The organism is Streptomyces smyrnaeus, assembly GCF_017676345.1.
Classification (GTDB): Bacteria; Actinomycetota; Actinomycetes; order Streptomycetales; family Streptomycetaceae; genus Streptomyces; species Streptomyces smyrnaeus.
In genome coordinates this window covers 18,718-39,162 of record NZ_JAFFZM010000013.1, presented here as the reverse complement: position 1 = coordinate 39,162, position 20,445 = coordinate 18,718, and the positions used below count along the sequence as shown (strand labels likewise).

The following is a 20,445-nucleotide window of genomic DNA, read 5'->3' as shown; positions in this document are numbered from 1 at the left end:
AGCCACAGGAGGCACTCTTGACGGACGAGAAGCAGACGGCCCGCCGCAGCCAGGCGTGGTTCGGGGCGAGCGGCCGCAGTGGGATGTTGTACCGGTCCTGGATGCGCAACCAGGGCTTCGGGCACGAGGTGTTCGACGGGCGCCCGGTCATCGGCATCGCGACCAGTGCTTCCGAACTCGCCCCGTGCAACACCCATCTGACCGGCGTCGCCGAGGCGGTCAAACGCGGCGTATGGCAGGCCGGCGGCTTCCCGCTCCAGTTCCCGACCATGGCCACCGGCGAGACGCTGATGCGCCCCACCGCCATGCTCTACCGAAACCTGATGGCGATGGAGGTCGAGGAGCTCGTCCGGGCCAACCCGCTCGACGGCGTCGTGCTGCTGTCCGGCTGCGACAAGACCACGCCCGCCATGCTCATGGGCGCCGCCAGCGTCGACCTGCCCGCCCTCATGGTCACCGGCGGGCCGATGCTCAACGGCAAGTACCGGGGCGAGGAGGTGGGATCCGGCACCCATGTGTGGAAGTTCGAAGAGGACCTGAAGACCAGCCGGATGACGCAGGAGGAGTGCTTCTTCGCGGAGGGCTGCATGGCCCGCTCGGCCGGCCACTGCATGACCATGGGGACGGCCTCCACGATGGCGTGCATGGCTGAGGCGCTCGGCATGCAGCTGCCGGGGTCCGCGACCTGGCCGGCCGTCGACTCCCGGCGGATGGAGACGGCGCAGGCGGCGGGGCGGCGCATCGTGCAGATGGTGCACGAGGAGCTGCGGCCCTCGCACATCCTGACCCGGGAGGCGTTCGAGAACGCCATCCGCACCAACGCAGCCATCGGCGGCTCGACCAACGCCATCATCCACCTCACGGCCCTGGCCGGGCGGGTCGGCGTCGAGCTGGCCCCCGAGGACTTCGACGCCCTGGCCCGTGCGGTGCCGACCCTGGTCAACCTGATGCCCAGCGGCAAGTACCTGATGGAGGACTTCTGCTACGCGGGCGGGCTGCCCGCGGTCCTGGGCGAGCTCCTGCGCGGCGGAATGCTGCACGGCGAGCAGATCACCGTCACCGGCCGCGGCATCGCCGAGAACGTCGCGGACGCCGAGCGCATCGGCCCGGAGGTCATCACCGGCCTGGAGGCGCCGTTCCAGCCGGCCGGCACCGGCACCGCCGTACTGCGCGGCAACCTGTGCCCCGACGGTGCGGTGATCAAGCAGTCCGCCGCGTCACCGCGGCTGCTCACCCACCGCGGTCCGGCGCGCGTCTTCGACTCCCCCGAGTCGTATCACGCGGTCTGCGACGACCCGGACCTCGACGTGGACGAGGACACCGTGCTCGTCATCCGCAACGCCGGGCCCAAGGGCTACCCGGGCATGCCCGAAGTCTCCAACGTCCCGCTGCCGACCAAGCTGCTGAAGGCCGGCGTCACCGACATGGTGCGTATCTGCGACGGCCGGATGAGCGGCACCGGGTACGGCACCGTGGTCCTGCACGTGGCACCGGAGGCCGCCGTCGGCGGGCCCCTCGCCCTGGTGCGCGACGGCGACCCGGTGGTCCTCGACACCCCGAACCGCACCCTGCGCCTGGACGTGGACGACGCCGAACTCGAACGGCGCCGGGCCGCGTGGACGCCGCCCGCCCCGCAGCACACCAGCGGTTACGCCTGGCTCTACACCCAGCACGTCGAACAGGCCGACCGGGGCGCCGACTTCGGTTTCCTCCGCGGCTGCCGCGGTTTCGGCGTGCCCCGCGAGTCCCACTGACGCGTGCCCGGCAACATCCCGTCGAGCTCAGGAGGAACGCCGTGGACCCGGCAGCCCAACCCCGTCCGGCCCTGTCGTGCGGTTCGGTTCTGCCCAAGGACGCCGATCGAGCGGCCCTCGTCGCCCGTGTGTACGAGCCGGAGTGGCGCGGCCCGTGTGTGGCCGCGGTGCGCGGCGAGTACGCCGTCGATCTGACCGCCCTCGCTCCCACCGTCTGCGACCTGCTCGAACGCGAGGACCCGGACACCGTCGCCGCGCTCGTGCGCGAGGCGCCGGGCGGACGCACATGGCGGCTCGGCGAGCTGCTGGAGTCCACGGCGGCCGGCCGCCGGGATGTCCCGCACCTGCTCGCCCCCGTCGACCTCCAGGTGATCAAGGCAGCGGGCGTCACCTTCGCCCGCAGCCTGCTGGAGCGGGTCATCGAGGAGCGCACCGGCGGCGACCCTGCCCTGGCCGCCCGGGTGCGCGAGCGGGTCGTGAGTGCGGTCGGGGGCGCCCTCGGCCAGGTGCGTCCCGGGTCGCCGGAGGCCGCGAAGGCCAAGGAGCTGCTGATCGCCGAAGGGCTGTGGTCGCAGTATCTGGAGGTGGGCATCGGCCCGGACCCGGAGGTGTTCACCAAGGCGCCGGTGCTGTCCGCGGTGGGCACCGGAGCCGACATCGGCGTCCTCGCCGCATCGGTGTGGAACAACCCCGAGCCCGAGGTCGTCCTCGCCGCGGACTCGCGCGGCCGGCTGCGCGCCGCCACGCTCGGCAACGACGTCAATCTTCGCGACGTCGAGGGGCGCAGCGCGCTGCTGCTGTCCCAGGCCAAGGACAACAACGCCTCCTGCGCGATCGGCCCCTTCCTCCGCCTGTTCGACGACGGCTTCGGCCTGGACGACGTGCGCGGGCTGGACCTCGAACTGCGGGTCGAGGGCCGGGACGGCCATCTGCTGCACGGCAGCAGCTCGATGCGGGAGATCAGCCGCGACGTGCTCGACCTCGTCGCCTCCGTGCACGGCCCGCACCACCAGTACCCCGACGGCTTCGTGCTGTTCACCGGCACGCACTTCGCGCCCACCGCGGACCGCCACGCCCCCGGCGCGGGCTTCACCCACGAACCCGGCGACGTGGTACGGATCTCCAGCCCCCGGCTCGGTGCCCTGGTCAACACCGTCACCGTCAGCGAGCAGGCCGCGCCGTGGGAGTTCGGGCTGCGTGCGCTGATGCGCAACCTGGCCCAGCGCGGCGTGCTGTGACGCCGGGCCTTGTTCGTCGTCCGCCCCGTTTCGTGGGAGGTTGCACGATCACGGGTGAGCACGGTGTCGGAGGGCCTAGCGCGCACCCGATCGTCGCCTTGATGTGGCCGCGAGCCTTCCCGGTGTTCACGGCAGGGCCGCAGAATGATCGCTGATGTTGCAGTCGGTCGGTGGTCTGCCCGCCCCGGGGACAGATGCCCTGCTGGGAGCGAGGGTTGGGGACGGCGGCCGTTCGAAGTACTGGGAAGGCGGGACGGGATGAAGGTGCGGGAGAAGACGGCCGGGCGGGGCCGGTCGTCCGGGCGGCGGACCGGCAGACGGGGCAGCGCGCTGGCGGGTGCCGCCATGGTCGCCACACTGCTGGGGTCGGTTCTGATGCCGCAGACCGCGTCCGCCGCCGGGGATGCGGAGGAGGATGTCCGTGGCGGGAAACGGCTGCCGGCGGTCATCGACGGTGGCGCATGGGACGCCGGACACGTCCAGGGCATGGCCCTGGACCGCAAGGGCGGCCATATGTACTTCTCCTTCACCAACCTCCTGGTCAAGACGGACCTGCGCGGCAACCCGGTCGGCTCCGTCACAGGGTTCACCGGCCATCTGGGCGATCTGGACTTCAACGAGCGGGACGGCAGGCTCTACGGCTCCTTGGAGTACAAGGATGCCGAGTCCTTCTACATCGCCGTCTTCGACGCCGACCGCATCGACCGGATGGGCATCGACGCCGAGACCAGCGATGTCGTCTCGACGGTCTACCTCAAGGAGGTCGTCAAGGACTACACCGCCGACATGGACGGCAACGGGGTCTTCGACGGCGACACCGCCGACACGCGGGACCACCGTTACGGGTGCAGCGGCATCGACGGCGTCGCGTTCGGGCCGGACCTCGGCGGACGCGGCGAGCGCAAGCGCGGCGCCCCGCTGCTGACCGTCGCCTACGGGATCTACTCCAACAACGCGCGCTCCGACAACGACCACCAGGTGCTTTTGCAGTACGACGTGCGCCGGTGGAAGAAGTACGAGCGTCCGCTGAGCGAGTCGGCCCCGCACACCAGCGGCCCGGCGCACACCGACGGCAAGTACTTCGCGTACACCGGCAACACCACCTACGGTGTGCAGAACCTGGAGTACGACGCCGCCTCCCGGAACTGGCAGCTGGCGGTGTACGAGGGGAAGAAGCCGGAGTTCCCCAACTACTCCCTCTTCACCGTCGACGGTACGAGGCCCGCCGTGCGCGGCCCGGTGCGCGGTCAACCGGAGCCGGAGCAGGGCAAGTTGCTCACCCTCGCGAAGGAGGGCCTGCACGATCCGGCCACGGGTGTGCGTGGCTGGCAGGCTCCCGGCGAGTACGGCCTGGTCTCCTTGGACGACGGGCGCTACTACGTCGCGGAGTCCGGCACCGTCGAAGAGAACGGCGTCGAGAAGCAGACGGGGCGCGCCGTCCTGCACCGCTGGACGGGCCGCACCCCGAACCCGCTCGCTCCCGTACGCGGGGCGACGCGCTAGTCCTGGTGCGCCGGTGACCGTGCCCGGGGCTCAGCGCAGCGGGTCGAAGTGGCGGATGAGTGGATCCTCGCCGTTGCCCGTCATGGCGTCGGCGAGGAGCCTGCCGGTGAGCGGCCCGAGCACCATGCCCCACATCCCGTGTCCCCCGGCGATCTGTACCCGGGGCGAGCGGCTGGGACCGACCAGCGGCAGCCCGTCCGGGGTGCAGGGGCGCGAACCCACCCACTCCTCGTGGCGGTCGTTCCAGTCGATACCGGAGAACATCGGCCGCGCGGATTCGATGATGGTGCGAATACGCCGAGGATCCAGCGGCGCGTCCGGCGCGCGGAACTCCATGCTGCCGGTGACCCGGAAGCGGTCGCCCAGCGGATTGCAGGCAATTCGCCGGCCCGCCAGGTAGATCGGATGTGTGGGCATCGCCCGCGGTCGCACCGTGAAGCTGTATCCACGTCCTGCCTGCACCCGCATTCTTACGCCGAAGGGCTGTGCCAGGTCGTTCAGCCAGGCCCCACCGGCGAGTACGGCGGCGTCGGCACGCACCGTGTCCCCCGCCTGCGAGGTGCCGGAGGAAAGCAGTTCGACGCCTGCCTCACCCCGCTCGACGACCCGGGCCACGGGGAAATTCCCGACGATGTCGCCACCCCGGTCGTGCACGGCTTGCGCGAGACTGCGCACGAATTCCGGTGGGTTGATGAAGCGTTGCCCGTGCACCCGCAGTCCGGTGCGGACTTCGGCGCTGAGAACGGGTTCGAGTTCCCGCAGCTGATCACCGGTGACGGTCTCGAACCGGGCCTCGTCGCCGCCGCTCGCGCTCATCCGCGCGAATTCCTCAAGTACGTGCTCCCGGTCGTGACGGTCCCGGCAGGCGATCACGAGCGGGTCGGCGTTCGTCACGGGCGCGCTCACACCGCCCTCGGTGAGCTGCTCGAACGCCGCGAGACAGCCGCGGTTGAGTTCGTTGAACACCGCCATCGCTCGCCGCCATCGCCGTGCCGTGCAATTTCGCGCGAACGACAGCAGAAACGACCACAGTTGCCGGTCGACCGTCGGCGGTATGGACACCGGGGAGGAGCGGTCGAGGAACGACCTGAAGCCGTACCGCAGCACGGAAGGCTCCGGAAGCGGCACGGTGAACGCGGGATTCAGCATGCCGGCGTTCCCCCAGGAACTGCCCGCGGCAACTCCCGTACGGTCCAGTACGGTCACGCGTACGCCGCGTTCCTGGAGAAACCACGCGGTCGAGAGTCCGGCCATGCCGGCGCCGACGACGGCAACATGCTCGGGAGAGGTACGGGCTGTGTTCACGATCACCTCGAAGGTCAGGCAGAACGCGGAATGCTGGGGGGTTCCGACGCGCGGGCGCCGGAACGGTTCGGGTCAGCGCGGATTCACACTTCGATGAGGTCCGCCGGGCCGTGGGTGAGGACACGGGTGCCGCGCTCCTCCACCACGAAGGTCTGACTCAAGCCGACCCCGGAGCTGCCGAAGGAACGGAACGAGCCGGGAATGTGGAACACCATGCCGCTCACCAGAGGTTCGTGGTTGTCGGGCGTGAGATAGAACGGGGCGCCGTCCATCCAGTGCGGTTTGTGGGCCAGGCCGACGGGATATCCGAAGAGCTGGTGAAACATGACGTCGTCCGGGAGCGGGCCGAGGGCCTTCCCCGCCTGGACGGCGACCTGCGAGGCGGTGACGCCGGCTGCGGCGGTCTCCAGCACCGCGGCGACGGCAGTACGCGCCAGTTCGGCCAGCCGCTGGTCGGCGGCGCCCAGCGCTCCGTCCCGCACCACGGTGCGCATGACCGGCGCGTGGTAGCGCGCCCGGGTGCCGGCGAACTCCATGAAGGTGGGCCCGCTGCCCAACTGACGTCCCACCCAGCTGGAGTGCGGGATGCCCGCGCGCTGCCCGGTGGCGACGACCGGCCCCCACGCGGAGGGTGAGTCGGCCTCTCCGTACAGTGCCGCAGCGATCGCGGCGGCCACGGAGGAGTCGGTGGCGCCGGGGACACGGGTGGCCGCCACTCCGGCCTCCACCCCCTTCTGCGTCACCGCGGCTGCCTCCTCCACCCGGCACAGCTCGGCGGCGGAGAGCACCAGGCGGGCCCGTTCGACGAGATGGTCGGGGTGCTCGACCACCAGCCCGAGACCACGCAGGATGTCCAGCGCGCGCGGGGGTGTGGAGGCATGCCCGATCTCGACGCCCACGCGAGCGCCCTTGGGGAGCACCGATGCCGCGTGCTGGAGGAACAGGTCAAGTCCGCGCAGCGCGTCCGCGTAACCGCAGAAATGGAGGTTCCCGGCCACCGAGCTGGCCAGCGCCCTGCCGACTTCCAGGTCGGGAAGGTAGAGGTGGGTCTCGGAGGCGGTGACCAGCAGCGGCTGGGGCGCTGTCTCCGCCGTGTGATAGCCGCACAGGTACTCCACGCTGGAGGGGCGGAAGACCAGCATCGCGTCCAGCGGCAGCCGGTCCATGCGCATGCGCAGTTCGCTCAGCCGCGCAGCGTACTCGGCCTCGTCGAAGGCCGGGCTCTCGGCCGCCCGTACCGACGCCGCGGATTTCTCGGTGAGCCAGTCCGGCGAGGGAGCGCTACCGAGCCGGGTGATGTCGGGGCCGTTTCCGCTGTGCTCCGTGGTGCCCATGTGAGCCTCTTCCTGACGAAGGATTTCCCGTGGATCGCGCGGTGACCGCCCACGCCGCCTCCGCGGGAGGCGCGCTGCGGGAGGCGCGCTCCTGCGGGACGTTCGGGCGGCCTGGTGCTGGTGCTGTTCTGGGGTGCGGCAACGGGCCGGGCCGCGTCCGGCGGACTTCCGGGCCGTGCCTGCTGTGCGGATGTATGCGAAGGACCGGTGTGCTCGCTGCGACAGATGGACGACTGGGATCGGACTGCGGGGCGAGGTCGGCGGACTTCCGCTGCTCACTTCGCATGCAGTCTCGTGCACCGAATTCCTTCACGTCTATTGGGAAATCCTTCAGCGAATACTTAACGTTCGGTTAATGGAACTCTCGCTGAACCGCCTGCGGATGCTCCGTGAGCTGTCCCGCTGCGGCACCATCACCGGAGCGGCGGCGGCGCTCCACTACACGCCGTCCGCCGTCTCGCAGCAGTTGGCGGCGCTGGAGCGTGAGGTGTGCGTACCGCTGCTGGAGCAGGTCGGGCGCCGCGTGCGGCTGACGGAGACCGGGCGGGTGCTCGCGCAGCACGCCGAGGAGATCCTGGCGGCCGAGGAGCGCGCCCGGATCGCGCTCGAACAGGCACGGGAAACCCTGACCGCCGACCTCACCGTTGGCGTACTGGCGACCCTCGCGGGCACCCTGGTGCCGCCCGCCCTGGCAACCCTCGCCGAACGGCACCCCGGCGTGCGGGTCAAGACCAGGGAGGTCGTTCCGGAGGAGACGCAGTCGGCCGTACGGGACGGCGACCTCGACCTGGCGTTCGTGCTGGACTATCCGGCCGCGCCCAGCTCCGGCGCCTGGGACAACAGCGCCCTGGAGTGCACGCTCATCGGTGTGGAACAACTCCACCTCGTCGCCCCGCGCGGGCGCCTGAGCACACCGGCGGATTCGGCGGGGTCCGCGGAAGGCCCTCCCCCGGCTGCCGCTGTGCCGTCGCATACCAGTGCGGACCGGATGTTCTCAGGCGCCCCTGTGGAGCTCGCGGACCTGGCCGGGTGTTCCTGGGTCGCGTCCGGGACCGACACCGAGTTCGGCCGTGCCCTGTGGTCGGTGTGCCGTGCGGCCGGATTCACCCCGCACATCGCACATCAGATCGACGAGCAGGCGACCGCGATGGCGATGGTGTCGGCGGGCCTCGGTGTCACCCTGGTCGCCGAACTCGCCTTGCCGCTACGGCCCGTGAGCGTCGACGTCTTCCGCTTCCGCGACCCCATCCGGCGCCGGATCACCGTCATCCGGCGTACGTCCACCAGGGACCGCCCCTCGGAGCAGGCCTTCGTCCGTGCCGCTGTGGACACCGCTGTCTCCCTCGGACTGCTCGACGACCCGGCCGGCCAAGGCTGAACCGGCGCGGCCGTGCCTCGACGGCGCCGCCACGGCGGTTGACGTGCGGTGTCACCTGCACGGATTCGTCGCATGACACCGTGGGCGGTGAGTGGCAGCAGCTCAGGAGTTCGATCTGGAGGGTGCAAAGATGATCCGCGCCAACGGTGTCGCCCCAGGACCCATCTGGGCACCGCTCATTCCGGCGACCACGCCGCCCGAGCAGGTGGAGACGTTCGGGTCTCAGGTACCGCTGGGCCGGCCGGGACACCCGGCCGAGCTGGCACCGGTCTATGTACCGCTCGCCTCGGACGAGGCCGGCCGTGTCTCCGGCGCCGGCATCGCGGTCACCGGCGGGCAGCCGATCCTGTGAGCGCGCACCGGACGGGCGGAAAGCGACCGGGCTTGTACCCGCTGCGGCTGACCGTCACGGCGAAAGTACTGGTGTTCGGCGGGCACGCGATCGCCCGCCGCCTGGGCAAGACCGGCCTGCCGGACCGGAGTATCGCGGAGACATGGGAGTGCAGCGATGTCGAGGGCTCCGGCAGCGTGGTGGCCGACGGACCCCTGGCCGGTGTGCCCTTGCGCCAGCTGGTCCTCGACCAGCCCGAAGCGCTCATGGGCGCCGGGTGGTCCGGACGGCACTTCCCTGTACTGACGAAGTTCATCGACGCTGCCGGTGCCCTGCCCGTGCATCTGCACGCCGACGACGAGGCAGCTCAGCGCCTGGAGGGGCAGCCCAACGGCAAGACCGAGGCATGGCACATCCTTGACGCCGCGCCCGGCGCGACCGCCCTGTGCGGTGTCAAGGACGGTGTGAGGGCCGACCAGCTGCGCGCCGCACTGGAGGCGCAGGACTTCGACGCGGTGCTGCGGCGCCTGCCGGTGCGCGCGGGAGAGACCCTGTATGTTCCCGGCGGGACCCTGCACAGCTTCGGTCCGGACACCCTGGTCTACGAGATCGAGCAAACCTCCGACATTCAGCAGCATGCGATGCGCTGGAACATGGAGGACGGCTCTCCGGTGGGCGACGCGGAGTTCAGTTCGAACCTCGACATGCTGATGCAGCAGGTCGACCTGGACGCCAGGCCGGATTTCACACCTGGCCTGAGGGTTGCTGTCGGCGACGGGGTGGAGCGGGTCTTCTTGTGTGCGGGCCCGTATTTCGCTCTCGAACGCTGGCGGGCCGGGACGGCGGAGCCGTTGCGTCACTCGTTTGCCACTGCTCAGATTCTGTCCAATGTCGGCGCCCCCGTGCGGGTGCGGGCGGGTGACTGGAGTGGAGAGCTCGACCGGGCGGAAACGGTGCTGCTGCCCGCGGTCTGCGGAGAGGTCGAGATCACCGGGCCGGCCGATGTCCTGTTCGGTCACCTGCCCGACCTCGACCGTGACGTGCGCCGCCCACTGGTTGAGGCCGGCTACCCCCTCCAGGCCATCGCTGCCCTCGGCGCGGGCGCGCGCGGGGTGGAAACCCGGGAGTCACGAACCTAGTTGTTGCGGGTCAGGACGTTGGTGACGGCCCATAGTGGTGGGCAAGATCGGTAGCGAGGTCGCGGAGGTGAGCCTAGACTTCGGTGGGGCCGTGCACAGTGACGGCGCTGCCGAACGGCAGCAGCGCTCGCACGTCCTCCAACTGCAGGAAGCTGATCGTCACCTTGCGGCCGGTGGCGGATTCTTCATGGCCGTCCCGTACGAGTCGTCGGCCGAGGAGCCGTCGCGCTCGCTCGATCTGGGTCTCGTCGATGGTGGCGCCGACCTCGATCGCGAGGCCGTGTTCCTCGCTTGTACGGCGACCTCCTCGGCATGATCCCCTCGTTCGGGACTCCGGGATACAACACCGTCGACCGGTCGACCCGACGAGCTCAACGCGGCCTTCGAGCAGTGGCAGTCCAAGGGGCTCACGATCCTGCGCGGGCCTCATTACGGGGTTCGGGCCGACCTTCCTCGCAGCCGATCCTGACGGGAACCGTATCCGCGTCGCACCGCAGGACTGAAAGGCCGCGGTGCGGCAGGCGCGCCCCATAGGTGTCGCGCCTGCCAACCGGTCATCGCGACCGCAGTACAGGTTCCCGGCATCGCGACCGCCGTCACACCGTGAACTCCCGGATCACCACGTCCCGGAAGACCGCTCGCCCATCAATCGTGAACAGCGCGAGACCTGCGTCGATCAGGTACGGAAACGCCTGCGAGGAGTGGACGTAGCGGCCGTCGCCGACGAACAACTCCACCGACGTCCGGTCCACCAGGATCCGCAGCCGTACACGCCGCGCAGCCACATCGAAGGGACTGTGGCTCTCCTGCCACTTTCCAGAGGTGTCGGGATTCCGCACGTTGCGGCGGTTGAGGAAGGCGTAGTCCCGATACACTCCGGCGTCGACATGGCGACTCCCGTCACCGGAGCGCCGCAGTTGGAGTCCGGCACCGGCCAGTTCGTCCCAGGTGATCTCGCAGGTCACCTCGTACGCCGTGCCCGAGTAGTCCAGTACCCGAGTTCCGTCGACCTCCAGATCGCCGAGCCGCACCGTACGGGAGACGTACTCGTCCAGTGCGGGCACCGGCCGTGATGCCAGGTAGTAGGCACCGGACGACGTCGACTTGAGGGTGACCTCCCGGACGATCGAGTCGGTTCCGTTGAAGCCGTCGCTGTCGATCGTGGGTGTGGAGTTGGCGTAGTCCCAATTGTTCAGCCAGGCGATCGCGTGACGGACGCGTTCGTCGACGCGGCCGGCCGCGTCCCGCTTCTCGAAGGTGACGGCGCCGTACCAGTCCCAGCCGTGGTCCAGCCACTGGGGGTCGGCCGCGTCCGGTGTGAAGGTGGTGCCGTCGAAACCGCCGGTCCAATAGGCGTAGGTATTGGGCTGCCCGGATGCCTTGCCGTTGGCGCTCACGCCCAGCACCCACTTCGCCGTGCCGTTCTCGGCGGTGATGCGGAACAGATCGGGGCACTCCAGGACGCCGATCCCCTCCTTGACGAAACCGCCGACGTACTTCCAGGACTTCAGGTCCTCCGAATGGTAGAAGCCGACCTTGGTGTGCTCGGCCAGGGCCATCACCCATCGGCCGCGTTCCTCGTCGCGGATCACTTTGGGGTCGCGAAAATCGCGCACGCCCGGATTGGGCAGGACCGGGGTGGTGCCGTGATGCGTGAAGGTGCGGCCGCCGTCAGTGGAGTAGTACAGGTACTGGGCCTGGCTGTTGGCGTTCTCGACGGGCTCCATGGTGGCCAGGGCGACGACCGCGCCCGCACCGAACCCGGCGGTGTTGCCGGTGTCCACCACCGCCGATCCGGACCACACGTCGCCGTTGGGCGTGGTGTCCTTGGGCACGGCGATACCCCGGTCGGTGAACTTGACGAGGTCGGTGCTGGTGGCCAGCCGCCAGGCGGTACCGGCCGCGGTGCCGCCGGTGAAGTAGTCCGCGTTGTACAGGTAGTAGTAGTGGTACTCGCCGTCGATCCAGACCGGACGCTGCGGGTCGTTCTTCCACTGGTCGGGGACCGTGAAGTGGTACCGGGCGCGGTAACTGGCGCGGTCGGTGGTCCCGTGCTTGGGCTTCGCTGCCGCAGATCCGGTGGACAGCAGCGCGGCGGTCGCTCCTGCTGCCGTGCCGGCCAGTAGCACCCTTCTGGAGACTCCGGACATCACACATCGATCCCTTCGTGCGGATGGGCGGTCGTGTGGGGCAGGACTGTAGACCTAACTCGTTAAAGGTCAAGCCGTGCGCGACCCTTGACATCTGCGCCGAGCGGTTCTCATGATCTGGGTCATCAGCTTTCGGCTAACACGAGTTAGGGCCGCCGATGCACCATTTCGAGCGCCGCGCGCTGTTGCGGTACGGCGCCTACGGAGCCGGGGCCGCCGCGCTGGCCGGCACCGCCGCCAGTTGGGACCGGCTCACCGGAGCCGACATCCCCGGCCGGAACGACGGATCCCTCGTCGTCGCCACCCTCGGCTCCGCCTTCGACCAGGCCGCCGTCCGCTTCCTCGGCGAGGGTTTCCGCGAACTCCATCCCGACATCAAGCTGCGTGTGAACGCCGTACAGGCAGTCGACTGGTCCGACTTCTTCGCGAAGATCCTCACCCAGATCGCCGCGGGCACCGCACCCGATCTGGTCTACGTCGCCACCGAGGGCGTGCAGCTGTTCGCCCAGCGCCTCGGGGTGCCGCTGGACCGCTGGGTCAAACGGGATGCCGCCGAGCTGCGTGAGTACTTCTCCGACGTCCACCCCTCACTGGTGGAGTCGATGATGTACGAAGGCAGCCTCTACCAGTTGCCGGTGGAGTTCAACGCCGCCGACATCTACCTCAACCGGCAGGTGCTGCGCCGGGCCGGCGCGGACTTCCCACCGCCGGACTGGACCCGCGACGACTTCACCGACCTGCTGCGCAGGATGAAGCGGACCAGCGACTCCCACTTCACCCCCTACTTCTGGACCAACCGCCTGTGGGGCGGAGTGGTCCCGTGGCTGTTCGCCAACGGCACCAATCTCCTCGCTGAGTCGAAGGCCCCCGGCGGCGACTGGCTGTGGGACAGCTTCTACCCGGCCGGTCGGCGCCAGGGCCGCGGGGGAGGATTCCGCTGGACCACCCCACAGGTGACCGACGAACGGGTGGAGGAGGCGTACGAGTACCTCGCCTCCCTGATCAGGGACGGGCTGTGCACCCGGCCCGAGGGCGGTAACGGCAACAACCTGGTCGGTGTGTTCTCCACCGGCCGGGTGGGAGTCACTCCGGCGGGCGGCTTCTGGGCCGGCGGCCTGAGCCTGGCCGGGATGAAGCCGACCGGCTACGACGTGCAGTACTTCCCGCGCTGGCGCACCCAGCGCCACCAGTTCGGCGCGGCCGGCTACGCCATGCTGCGCACCTCGAAGCGGCAGGACGAGGCGTGGGAGTTCATCAAGTACGCCGCCCGCAAGGACACCCTGACCCGGCTGTTCCGGGCCAATCAGACCACCCCGGCGCGCCGCTCGATGCTCACCGCGGAGCGCTACCGGGAGAGCGGCCCGAAACACTGGGAGGCCTTCTACGGCACCCTCGACCAGTTCCCCGACACCGGCCCGATCCCGGCGCCGCCGCAGGTCGCCGGGGTCGAACAGGTGCTGCTCAAGCACACCGGAACCGCCCTGGCCTCCCCGCGTTCGGTGCGCCCCGCGCTGCGCCGGCTCCAGAGGGACCTGGAGAAAACCATGGAGCGTGACGCATGACGAGCACTCAGGCCCCGACCGTACGGCCGGATCGGGCCGCCGATCCCCCAGCCGGGGACCGGCCCCGGCCCTCGGCGCGCGAGCGCGGCGCCCGTTTGCTGGCGGCGCTGTTCCTCGCACCCACCATCGTGGGCATCGTGGTCTTCACCGTCGTACCGATCGCCGGCTCGGTGGTGCTCAGCCTCTTCCACTGGAACGTGATCGACTCTCCGCGCTTCGCCGGCACGGCGAACTACCGCGAGGCGTTCACGGACTCCACCGTGCTGGTGTCCTTCGGCAACACCCTGGTGTTCATGGTGCTGGCGGTGGTGTCGCAACTGCTGATCGCGCTGATACTGGCGCTCGCTGTGAACGGGCGAATGCCGGTGTGGCTGCGCTCGGCGTTCCGGTCGGCGTTCTTCTTCCCGCTGGTGCTGTCCGCCGCCTCCATCTCGGTGGTGATGAAGTACCTGTTCAACCAGGACTTCGGAGTTGTGAACTGGCTGCTCGGCCTGGTCGGCATCGCTCCGGTGCCCTGGCTGACCTCGGAGAACGGCGCCATGGCCGCGGTGATCCTCGTCTACGTATGGCAGCAGTTCGGCTTTTCGTTCCTCCTGTTCGTCGGCGGCCTGAACAACATCCCCAAGGAGATGCACGAGGCCGCCTCCCTCGACGGCGCGACCGGTCTGCGCAAGCACCTGCACGTCACATTGCCGCTGCTGTCGCCCACCCTGCTGGTGGCGTCCGTGGTCGGCATCATCAACGCCCTCCAGGTCTTCGAGCAGCCGTACGTGCTCACCAACGGCGGCCCCGGTGACTCCACCCGCACCGTTGTGATGGTCATCTACGAGACCGCCTTCGAACAGCTCCGCTTCGGTACGGCGTCCGCGGTGGGCGTGCTGCTGTTCGTGTTGATCATGGCGGTCACCGCCTTCCAGTTCCGGCTCAGCCGGCGTTTCGTCCACTACCAGTGAGCCGGGTGCGAGTCCATGAGCCAAGCATTCCTGACCGCCAGCCGTGTCCGGCGCTCACTCGCGCCGTCGGCACGGGTCGCCGCACTGACCGTGTGCGCACTGCTCACCCTGGGCCCGGTCATCTGGACCGTGTCCACGTCGTTGCGCACCCCCGCCGAGTCCTTCGACCTGCCCCCGAAGATCGTCCCGTCCAGCCCGACGGCCGAGGCCTACAGCGGCGTCTTCGACCAGATCGACATATGGCTGCTCGCCCTGAACTCCACGCTGGTGACCGCGCTGATCGCGCTGGGACAGATGGTCACCGCGGGCCTCGCCGGGTACGCCTTCGCCCGCTTGGACTTCCGCTTCAAGAAGGCCCTGTTCGCCCTGGTGCTGGCGACCATGATGGTGCCGCTCCAGGTCACGATCGTGCCGGTCTTCCTGGTGCTGAAGTCGATAAGTCTGACCGACACCCTGCTCGGCCTGATCGTTCCAGCGTTCCCGACCGCGTTCGGGACGTTTCTGATGCGCCAGTACTTCCTCGGCATGCCCAAGGACCTGGGCGAGGCGGCGATGCTCGACGGGGCAGGCCCCTGGCGGGTCTTCCGCTCGGTGTACGCCCCGCTGGCCGCGCCAGGCCTCGCGATCGTCGGTGTCCTGGCCTTCAACTACCACTGGAACGAGTTCTTCCGCCCGTTGATCCTCGAGACCTCCAGCCAGAACTACACACTGCCGCTGGGCCTGGTCTCGTTGCAGGGCAACCTCGGCACCGGCTCCATCTCGGTGGTGCTCGCCGGCGTCGTGCTGTCGATGATTCCCGCCGTCGCCGTGTTCGTCGTCGGCCAGCGCCCTCTCCGTGAGGGCATCACCTCCGCAGGAGTCAACCGTTGAGCCTCGCCGCTCCGTCCCACGATCCGAACGCTCCGCGCTTCCGGATCCGCCCGCCCGCGAACTGGGTCAACGACCCGAACGGCCCGTTCCATTGGCGCGGCCGGTACCACCTCTTCTACCAGCACAACCCCGACGCCCCCGTGCACGCCAACGTCCACTGGGGCCATGTCTCCAGCCCCGACCTCGCCCGCTGGCGGCACCACCCCGTGGCCCTCGCGCCGACCCCGGGCGGTCCTGACGAGGGAGGCTGCTGGTCCGGCTGCGTGGTCGACGACCACGGTGTGCCGACCGCTGTCTACACAGGCGTCGACCGCGACCACACCGGCCTGGGCACCATCTGCCTCGCGTCGGCCGCGGACCCCGACGACGAGACGTTGACCGAGTGGAAGCCGCTGCCCACACCGGTGGTGACGGGCCCTCCGGACGGGCTGGACGTGGTGATGTTCCGCGATCCGTTCGTCTTCCGGCACGGCGGCCGACGCTGGGCCCTGGTCGGTGCGGGACACGCCGACGGCACGCCGTCGGTGCTGCTCTACGACTGCGACGATCTGTCGCACTGGCGATTCGCCGGAGTCCTGATCGACGGCGCCGACCCCGTCGCGGCAGCCGCGTTCGGCGACACGGCGGTCGGCTGGGAATGCCCGCAGTTGTGCGAGACATCGGGCGGCGACTGGGTGCTCGTGGTGTCGCTGTGGGACAAGGAACCCCGCAGTACGGGGTACCTGACGGGACGCCTGGACAGCGTCGCCGACGGCGGTTGGCGTCTCGTGGCCCGTGCCGGGGGCCGTCTGGACCACGGCCGCGACTTCTACGCACCCGCAGTACTCCAGGAAGCCGGTCGCACTCTGATGTGGGGCTGGTCCTGGGAGGCCCGTGCACAGGCCGAGATCGACCGGGCAGGCTGGGCCGGCGTGCTGACCGCGCCCCGCGTCATCGACGTGGCCCCGGACGGAACCCTGCGGGTCGCGCCGGCCCCCGAGGTCCGGCTCCTGCGTGCCGCCGAGCCCTTCACCACGAGCCCGGGTCCGGCACCACTGCCGCAGGCTTACGACCTGACCGTCACCGCCCGCGCTCGCACCGCCGTGCGTCTGCTGCGCTCGGCGTCGGGTGCGGAGCTGACCATCCGCGTCGACCCCGTACAGGGCACGGTGACCCTCGACCGCAGTGGCTGGCCCCGCACGGCCCACCTGGACGACACGGCCGTCGAGGTACGGGTACCAGCGGGGGAGGAACTCACGGTGCGCGTCCTCGTCGACGGATCGCTGTACGAGGTGTTCGTCGGCGACCACGCCATGATCACCGAGCGCGTGTACCGCCGGCCGGACGACGTGCCGGAACTCCTCGTGACAGGCGACAGCGCGTCTGTCACCGCCTGGGAGCAGGCCCCACCGACTCCCGGTCGATGACGGGACAGGCGATACGCCGCACAGCGGGTCTCGGCACCTGTCCCGCACCGATGGCGCCCAGCACCAACCGGACCGCTGCCTCGCCCATCGCCCGGTGCGGCAGCGCCACCGTGGTGAGGGGCGGGGAGAGAAAGGCCGCCATGTGCTCTTGATCGTCGTACCCGATCACGGACAGGTCGCCGGGGACGGAGAGTCCCAGCCGGGCCGCAGCATGCAGGGCACCCGCCGCGACCCTGTCGTTGTAGCAGAAGAGCCCGGTGGGACACCGCCCTGCGGCAGCACCGTCGAGCAGCCGCAGGGCACCCTCGTAGCCACTGGAGATCTCCCCGCCCGTGCGGACGACCCACTCCCTGGGAACCGTGACCCCCTCGGTGCGCAGCGCGTCGCGGAAGCCCTGCAGACGTTCCACGGAGGCGATGTCCGCCTCGCCACCGACGACGGCGACTCTGCGATGCCCCTGCGCGAGCAGCAGCCGCGCCGCCGCACGGCCGCCCGCGCGTTCGGCGGGGATGACAGCCGACAAGGAGCCGTCCTCGGGCAGGCAGTTGGCGAGGACGGAGTGCGTACGGTGCAGCCCTTCGGGGACACGCACCCGGCGCAGGGACATGGCGGCGTAGATGATGCCGTCGACCCGCCGGTCGAGGAGCTCGGCAACAGCCGCGTCCTCCTTGGCCGGGTCGCCGCCGGAGTCGATGGTCAGCACCAGGTGCTCACTGTCCCAGGCGGTCTCCATCGCACCACGCAGCAAACGCCCCGCAAACGGGGTGGAGGCGATCTCGTCGGTGACCAGTCCGATCACGGCGGTGCGACGGCTGCGCAAGCCACGGGCCACAGGATCGGGCCGGTAGCCGAGCTGGGCGGCGGCTTGCCGGATACGCTCCTGGGTGGCGAGGGAGAGGTTGCCCTCGGCCCGGCCGTTGAACACGAAGGAAACGGCCGTGTGCGACACGCCGGCGAGCCTGGCCACGTCCCGGGACGTGGGACGACCCGGCCCTGACCCTGATGTGTGCTTCTCCTCCGAGGCTGCCATGCCTCCCGCCGGCCTCCTCCCGCCGCGTCCGCCGACCAGTGCTCACCCTATCCGCCTGTTGCGGTCCACAGTCGGTCAGGAGTCCGCTGGTGCGGACGCACCCTGCGTTCGGTCGGCGGTGCGGTGGGGTTGCTGGGCGGGGATCCGGCGTACGCACTCGATGAGGTAGTCACCGGTGTCCGGATCGAGGGCGACACCGTGGGTCTCGCTGTGGAAACCGGGGAACCGTCGATCGAAGCTTTCCAGGGCCGTCAGATAGCGCAGCAGCGGACCATCGGGCTTGCCGATGTTCTCGCCGGGCATCAGGACGGGGATGCCCGGTGGGGTGACGGTGACCATGGCGGCGGCGGTTCGGCCGGCCGCGTCGGCAAGCCGCACTCGTTCGGTGCCGCTGCGGATGAGGCGCTCGTAGCAGTGCTGAGGTGGGGCGACGGGCTCGGGGAGTTCCTGGAAGGCGGTGTCGAGCAGTTCGACCAGCCGGGCTTCCCGGAGGTGGTCGTGCATCTCCTGGCACAGCGCGCGCAAGGTCTGACCGGTGTAGCGCCGGGGGTGGGCAGCGACCAATTCGGGCAGCAGGCGCTCCAGCGGCGCGTCCTCGTCGTAGAGCGCCTTGAAGTCCATCAAGGCGTCCATGAGCGTCCCCCACTTGCCTTTGGTGATCCCCATGGAGAACAAGATGAGCGTGGTATAGGTGTCGGTCTTCTCCACCATGATGTTGCGGGTGGCCAGGTAGGCCGTGAGGACCCGGGCGGGGACGCCCCAGTCGGCCATGCGCCCGTCGGCGTCGATACCGGGGCAGGTGAGGGTGACCTTGACGGGGTCGAGCAAGCAGTAGCCGTCGGAGAGCCCGGCGAAACCGTGCCAGTCGGCGCCTGGCTCCAGCTGCCAGCAGGAGGGTTCCCCGCGCAGCAGTTCCACGGGGGCGTCGGCGAAGGGCAGCCGCTCGCCGGAGGCGGGGTCGACCACGGTCTCGGGCTGCCAGACGCCGAAGAACCAGCCGGGCCGGTCACCGGCGGCCGCGATGCGTCGGCCGACGCGTACGACCGTCTGGCGGAAGCGGATGGCCTCGATCACCGACTCGTCGACCAGCCAGCGGCCCTGCGGCCCGTCCATCATCGCGGCGGCCACGTCCAGCGAGGCGATCATCGGGTACATCGGCGAGGTGGTGCCGTGCATCATGAACGCCTCGTTGAACCGGTCGTGCTCCACCGGTGCACGGGGCGCGGGCTTGACGTGCACCATTGCGCTCTGCGACAGCGCGGCCAGCAGTTTGTGCGTCGACTGGGTGGAGAAGACGGTCGGGCGTTCGGGCCCGGGGAAGGTGTCGGGACCCACCGACATGCCGAAGCGTCCGGCGTAGAGGGGATGGAAGCGAGCATAGGCGAACCAGGCCTCGTCGAAGTGCAGCCGCGGAGTGCTGGGCGCGAGGGCGTGCGCGACCTGGAGGGCGTCGTAACACAGCCCGTCATAGGTGGAGTTGGTCAGCACCGCATATTGGGCCTGGGGCGTGCCCGCATTCCGGGCGAGTGGATTGCGGGCGATCCTGGCTGCGATCGCGTCCTCCCGGATCTCCGAAGGTGGCACAGGGCCCGCCAAGCCGTAGCCGTTGCGGGTGGGGACCAGGTAGACCGGCCGGGCGCCGGAGAGGACCAGGCCGTGCAGCACCGACTTGTGGCAGTTGCGGTCCACCAGCGCGATCTCGTCGCGGGTGAAGCTGAAGTGGCCGACCATGCGGTTGCAGGTCGAGTCGCCGTGCAGGACGAAGTAGGTGCGGTCGGCGCCGAAGACTTGGGCGGCGTTGCGCTCCGCCGCACCGACCGGTCCGGTGTGTTCGAACAGCGAGCCGAGTTCCTCGACCGAGATGGACAGGTCGCTGCGCAGCAGCCGTTCGCCGAAGTAGTCGTGGAAGGCCCGTCCCACCGGTGACTTGAGGAAGGCGACGCCGCCGGAGTGGGCGGGCGTGTGCCAGGAGTACTCGTGCGCGTCGTCGAACAGGCGCAGCGCTCGGAAGAACGGCGGCAGGAGCTCCTCCTGATAACTGCGGGCGGCGCGGGCGACCCGTCCGGCGATGAAACGCGCCGTGTCCTCCAGGGGCCAGATGTAACCGACCACGGTCTCCGCCACCCACAGCGGCAGCTGTTCCAGATCCTCACCGGTCATGACCAGGAAGACCGGCAGGCCCTGGAAACGCCGTCCGACCTGGCGTAGCGCTTCGGCGCCACCCGGTTCGTCGGCAACCGCACCGTCGTGCGGAAGCCCCCAGTCCACCACGGCGGCGGCCAGCCCCGCCTCGGTGCGCAACACCGCCTGCGCGTCCCCGCTCGTCGACGCCCAGCGCACCTCGAAGCCGCGGTTCTCCAGGTCCTCGCTGATCCTGCGCAGCTGTTCGGCGCCGGCGCCCCCGTCCGCAGGCAACTCGGTCACCGCGAACAGAACTGTTCCCTCTGCCATGCTGCCCCTCCGCGACTCGCTGGAGACCCGCACATACAGGC

At 69.9% G+C, this 20,445-nt stretch carries 15 protein-coding genes and 1 pseudogene; 11 read left to right on the top strand and 5 right to left on the bottom strand.

All coding sequences use genetic code 11. The features are described from left to right. Positions 1–17 precede the first annotated feature (17 nt). The 3 genes from JW613_RS21215 to JW613_RS21205 all read left to right on the top strand — a co-directional run bounded on the left by JW613_RS21215 (position 18) and on the right by JW613_RS21205 (position 4,495). Positions 18–1,754: an IlvD/Edd family dehydratase gene (locus tag JW613_RS21215; protein ID WP_209212436.1), complete on the top strand. Its 1,737-nt coding sequence runs from the start codon at positions 18–20 to the stop codon at positions 1,752–1,754. Positions 1,755–1,795: 41 nt separating this feature from the next. Continuing rightward, positions 1,796–2,992: a fumarylacetoacetate hydrolase family protein gene (locus JW613_RS21210; protein ID WP_209212435.1), complete on the top strand. Its 1,197-nt coding sequence runs from the start codon at positions 1,796–1,798 to the stop codon at positions 2,990–2,992. A gap of 258 nt (positions 2,993–3,250) precedes the next feature. Then, positions 3,251–4,495 (top strand): hypothetical protein, encoded by a 1,245-nt coding sequence (locus JW613_RS21205; RefSeq protein WP_209212434.1) that lies wholly within the window; start codon positions 3,251–3,253, stop codon positions 4,493–4,495. 30 nt (positions 4,496–4,525) lie between these two features. Here the strand turns inward: JW613_RS21205 and JW613_RS21200 are convergent, their stop codons facing one another. Continuing rightward, positions 4,526–5,800, bottom strand: a complete 1,275-nt coding sequence (locus JW613_RS21200; RefSeq protein ID WP_307865978.1) for an NAD(P)/FAD-dependent oxidoreductase — start codon at positions 5,798–5,800, stop codon at positions 4,526–4,528. A gap of 83 nt (positions 5,801–5,883) precedes the next feature. Then, the gene (locus JW613_RS21195) at positions 5,884–7,134 is read right to left on the bottom strand and encodes a M24 family metallopeptidase (protein WP_209212432.1); all 1,251 of its coding nucleotides are present in this window, start codon (positions 7,132–7,134) and stop codon (positions 5,884–5,886) included. A 355-nt stretch (positions 7,135–7,489) separates the two neighbouring features. Here JW613_RS21195 and JW613_RS21190 point away from each other — a divergent pair, with 355 nt between their 5' ends. The 4 genes and pseudogenes from JW613_RS21190 (at position 7,490) to JW613_RS21175 (ending at position 10,298) form a co-directional block, all read left to right on the top strand. Then, positions 7,490–8,512 carry a LysR family transcriptional regulator gene (locus tag JW613_RS21190; protein ID WP_209212431.1) on the top strand — a complete coding sequence of 341 codons (1,023 nt, stop codon included), beginning with the start codon at positions 7,490–7,492 and terminating at the stop codon, positions 8,510–8,512. A 115-nt stretch (positions 8,513–8,627) separates the two neighbouring features. Continuing rightward, positions 8,628–8,864: pseudogene (locus JW613_RS21185) on the top strand (SDR family oxidoreductase); the annotation flags it as partial. Between the two features lie 32 nt (positions 8,865–8,896). Beyond that, positions 8,897–9,982 (top strand): type I phosphomannose isomerase catalytic subunit, encoded by a 1,086-nt coding sequence (locus JW613_RS21180; protein ID WP_245226060.1) that lies wholly within the window; start codon positions 8,897–8,899, stop codon positions 9,980–9,982. 37 nt (positions 9,983–10,019) lie between these two features. Then, positions 10,020–10,298, top strand: a complete 279-nt coding sequence (locus JW613_RS21175) for a hypothetical protein (RefSeq protein ID WP_209212429.1) — start codon at positions 10,020–10,022, stop codon at positions 10,296–10,298. Between the two features lie 280 nt (positions 10,299–10,578). Here JW613_RS21175 and JW613_RS21170 read toward each other — a convergent pair whose 3' ends face one another. Continuing rightward, entirely contained in the window at positions 10,579–12,132 is a 1,554-nt protein-coding gene (locus JW613_RS21170; protein ID WP_209212428.1) for a glycoside hydrolase family 32 protein, read from the bottom strand. A 158-nt stretch (positions 12,133–12,290) separates the two neighbouring features. Here JW613_RS21170 and JW613_RS21165 point away from each other — a divergent pair, with 158 nt between their 5' ends. From JW613_RS21165 to JW613_RS21150, 4 genes are read left to right on the top strand one after another with little or no spacing between them, the layout of a single operon-like run. Further along, a complete protein-coding gene (locus JW613_RS21165) occupies positions 12,291–13,694 on the top strand; it encodes an extracellular solute-binding protein (protein WP_209212427.1) in 1,404 nt (467 codons plus the stop codon). Continuing rightward, on the top strand, positions 13,691–14,647 hold the full coding sequence (locus JW613_RS21160) for a carbohydrate ABC transporter permease (RefSeq protein WP_209212426.1): 957 nt from the start codon (positions 13,691–13,693) through the stop codon (positions 14,645–14,647). Before JW613_RS21165 ends, JW613_RS21160 begins: the two co-directional genes overlap by 4 nt. A 15-nt stretch (positions 14,648–14,662) precedes the next feature. After that, on the top strand, positions 14,663–15,517 hold the full coding sequence (locus JW613_RS21155; protein WP_209212425.1) for a carbohydrate ABC transporter permease: 855 nt from the start codon (positions 14,663–14,665) through the stop codon (positions 15,515–15,517). Then, positions 15,514–16,923: a glycoside hydrolase family 32 protein gene (locus JW613_RS21150; RefSeq protein ID WP_209212424.1), complete on the top strand. Its 1,410-nt coding sequence runs from the start codon at positions 15,514–15,516 to the stop codon at positions 16,921–16,923. Before JW613_RS21155 ends, JW613_RS21150 begins: the two co-directional genes overlap by 4 nt. On the opposite strand, the gene JW613_RS21145 is transcribed toward JW613_RS21150, so the two are convergent. Further along, on the bottom strand, positions 16,883–17,953 hold the full coding sequence (locus JW613_RS21145; protein ID WP_209212423.1) for a LacI family DNA-binding transcriptional regulator: 1,071 nt from the start codon (positions 17,951–17,953) through the stop codon (positions 16,883–16,885). The two genes, JW613_RS21150 and JW613_RS21145, sit on opposite strands and share 41 nt — an antisense overlap. Before the next feature lie 75 nt (positions 17,954–18,028). Then, the gene (locus JW613_RS21140) at positions 18,029–20,404 is read right to left on the bottom strand and encodes an Orn/Lys/Arg family decarboxylase (RefSeq protein WP_209212422.1); all 2,376 of its coding nucleotides are present in this window, start codon (positions 20,402–20,404) and stop codon (positions 18,029–18,031) included. Between the last annotated feature and the right edge of the window lie 41 nt (positions 20,405–20,445).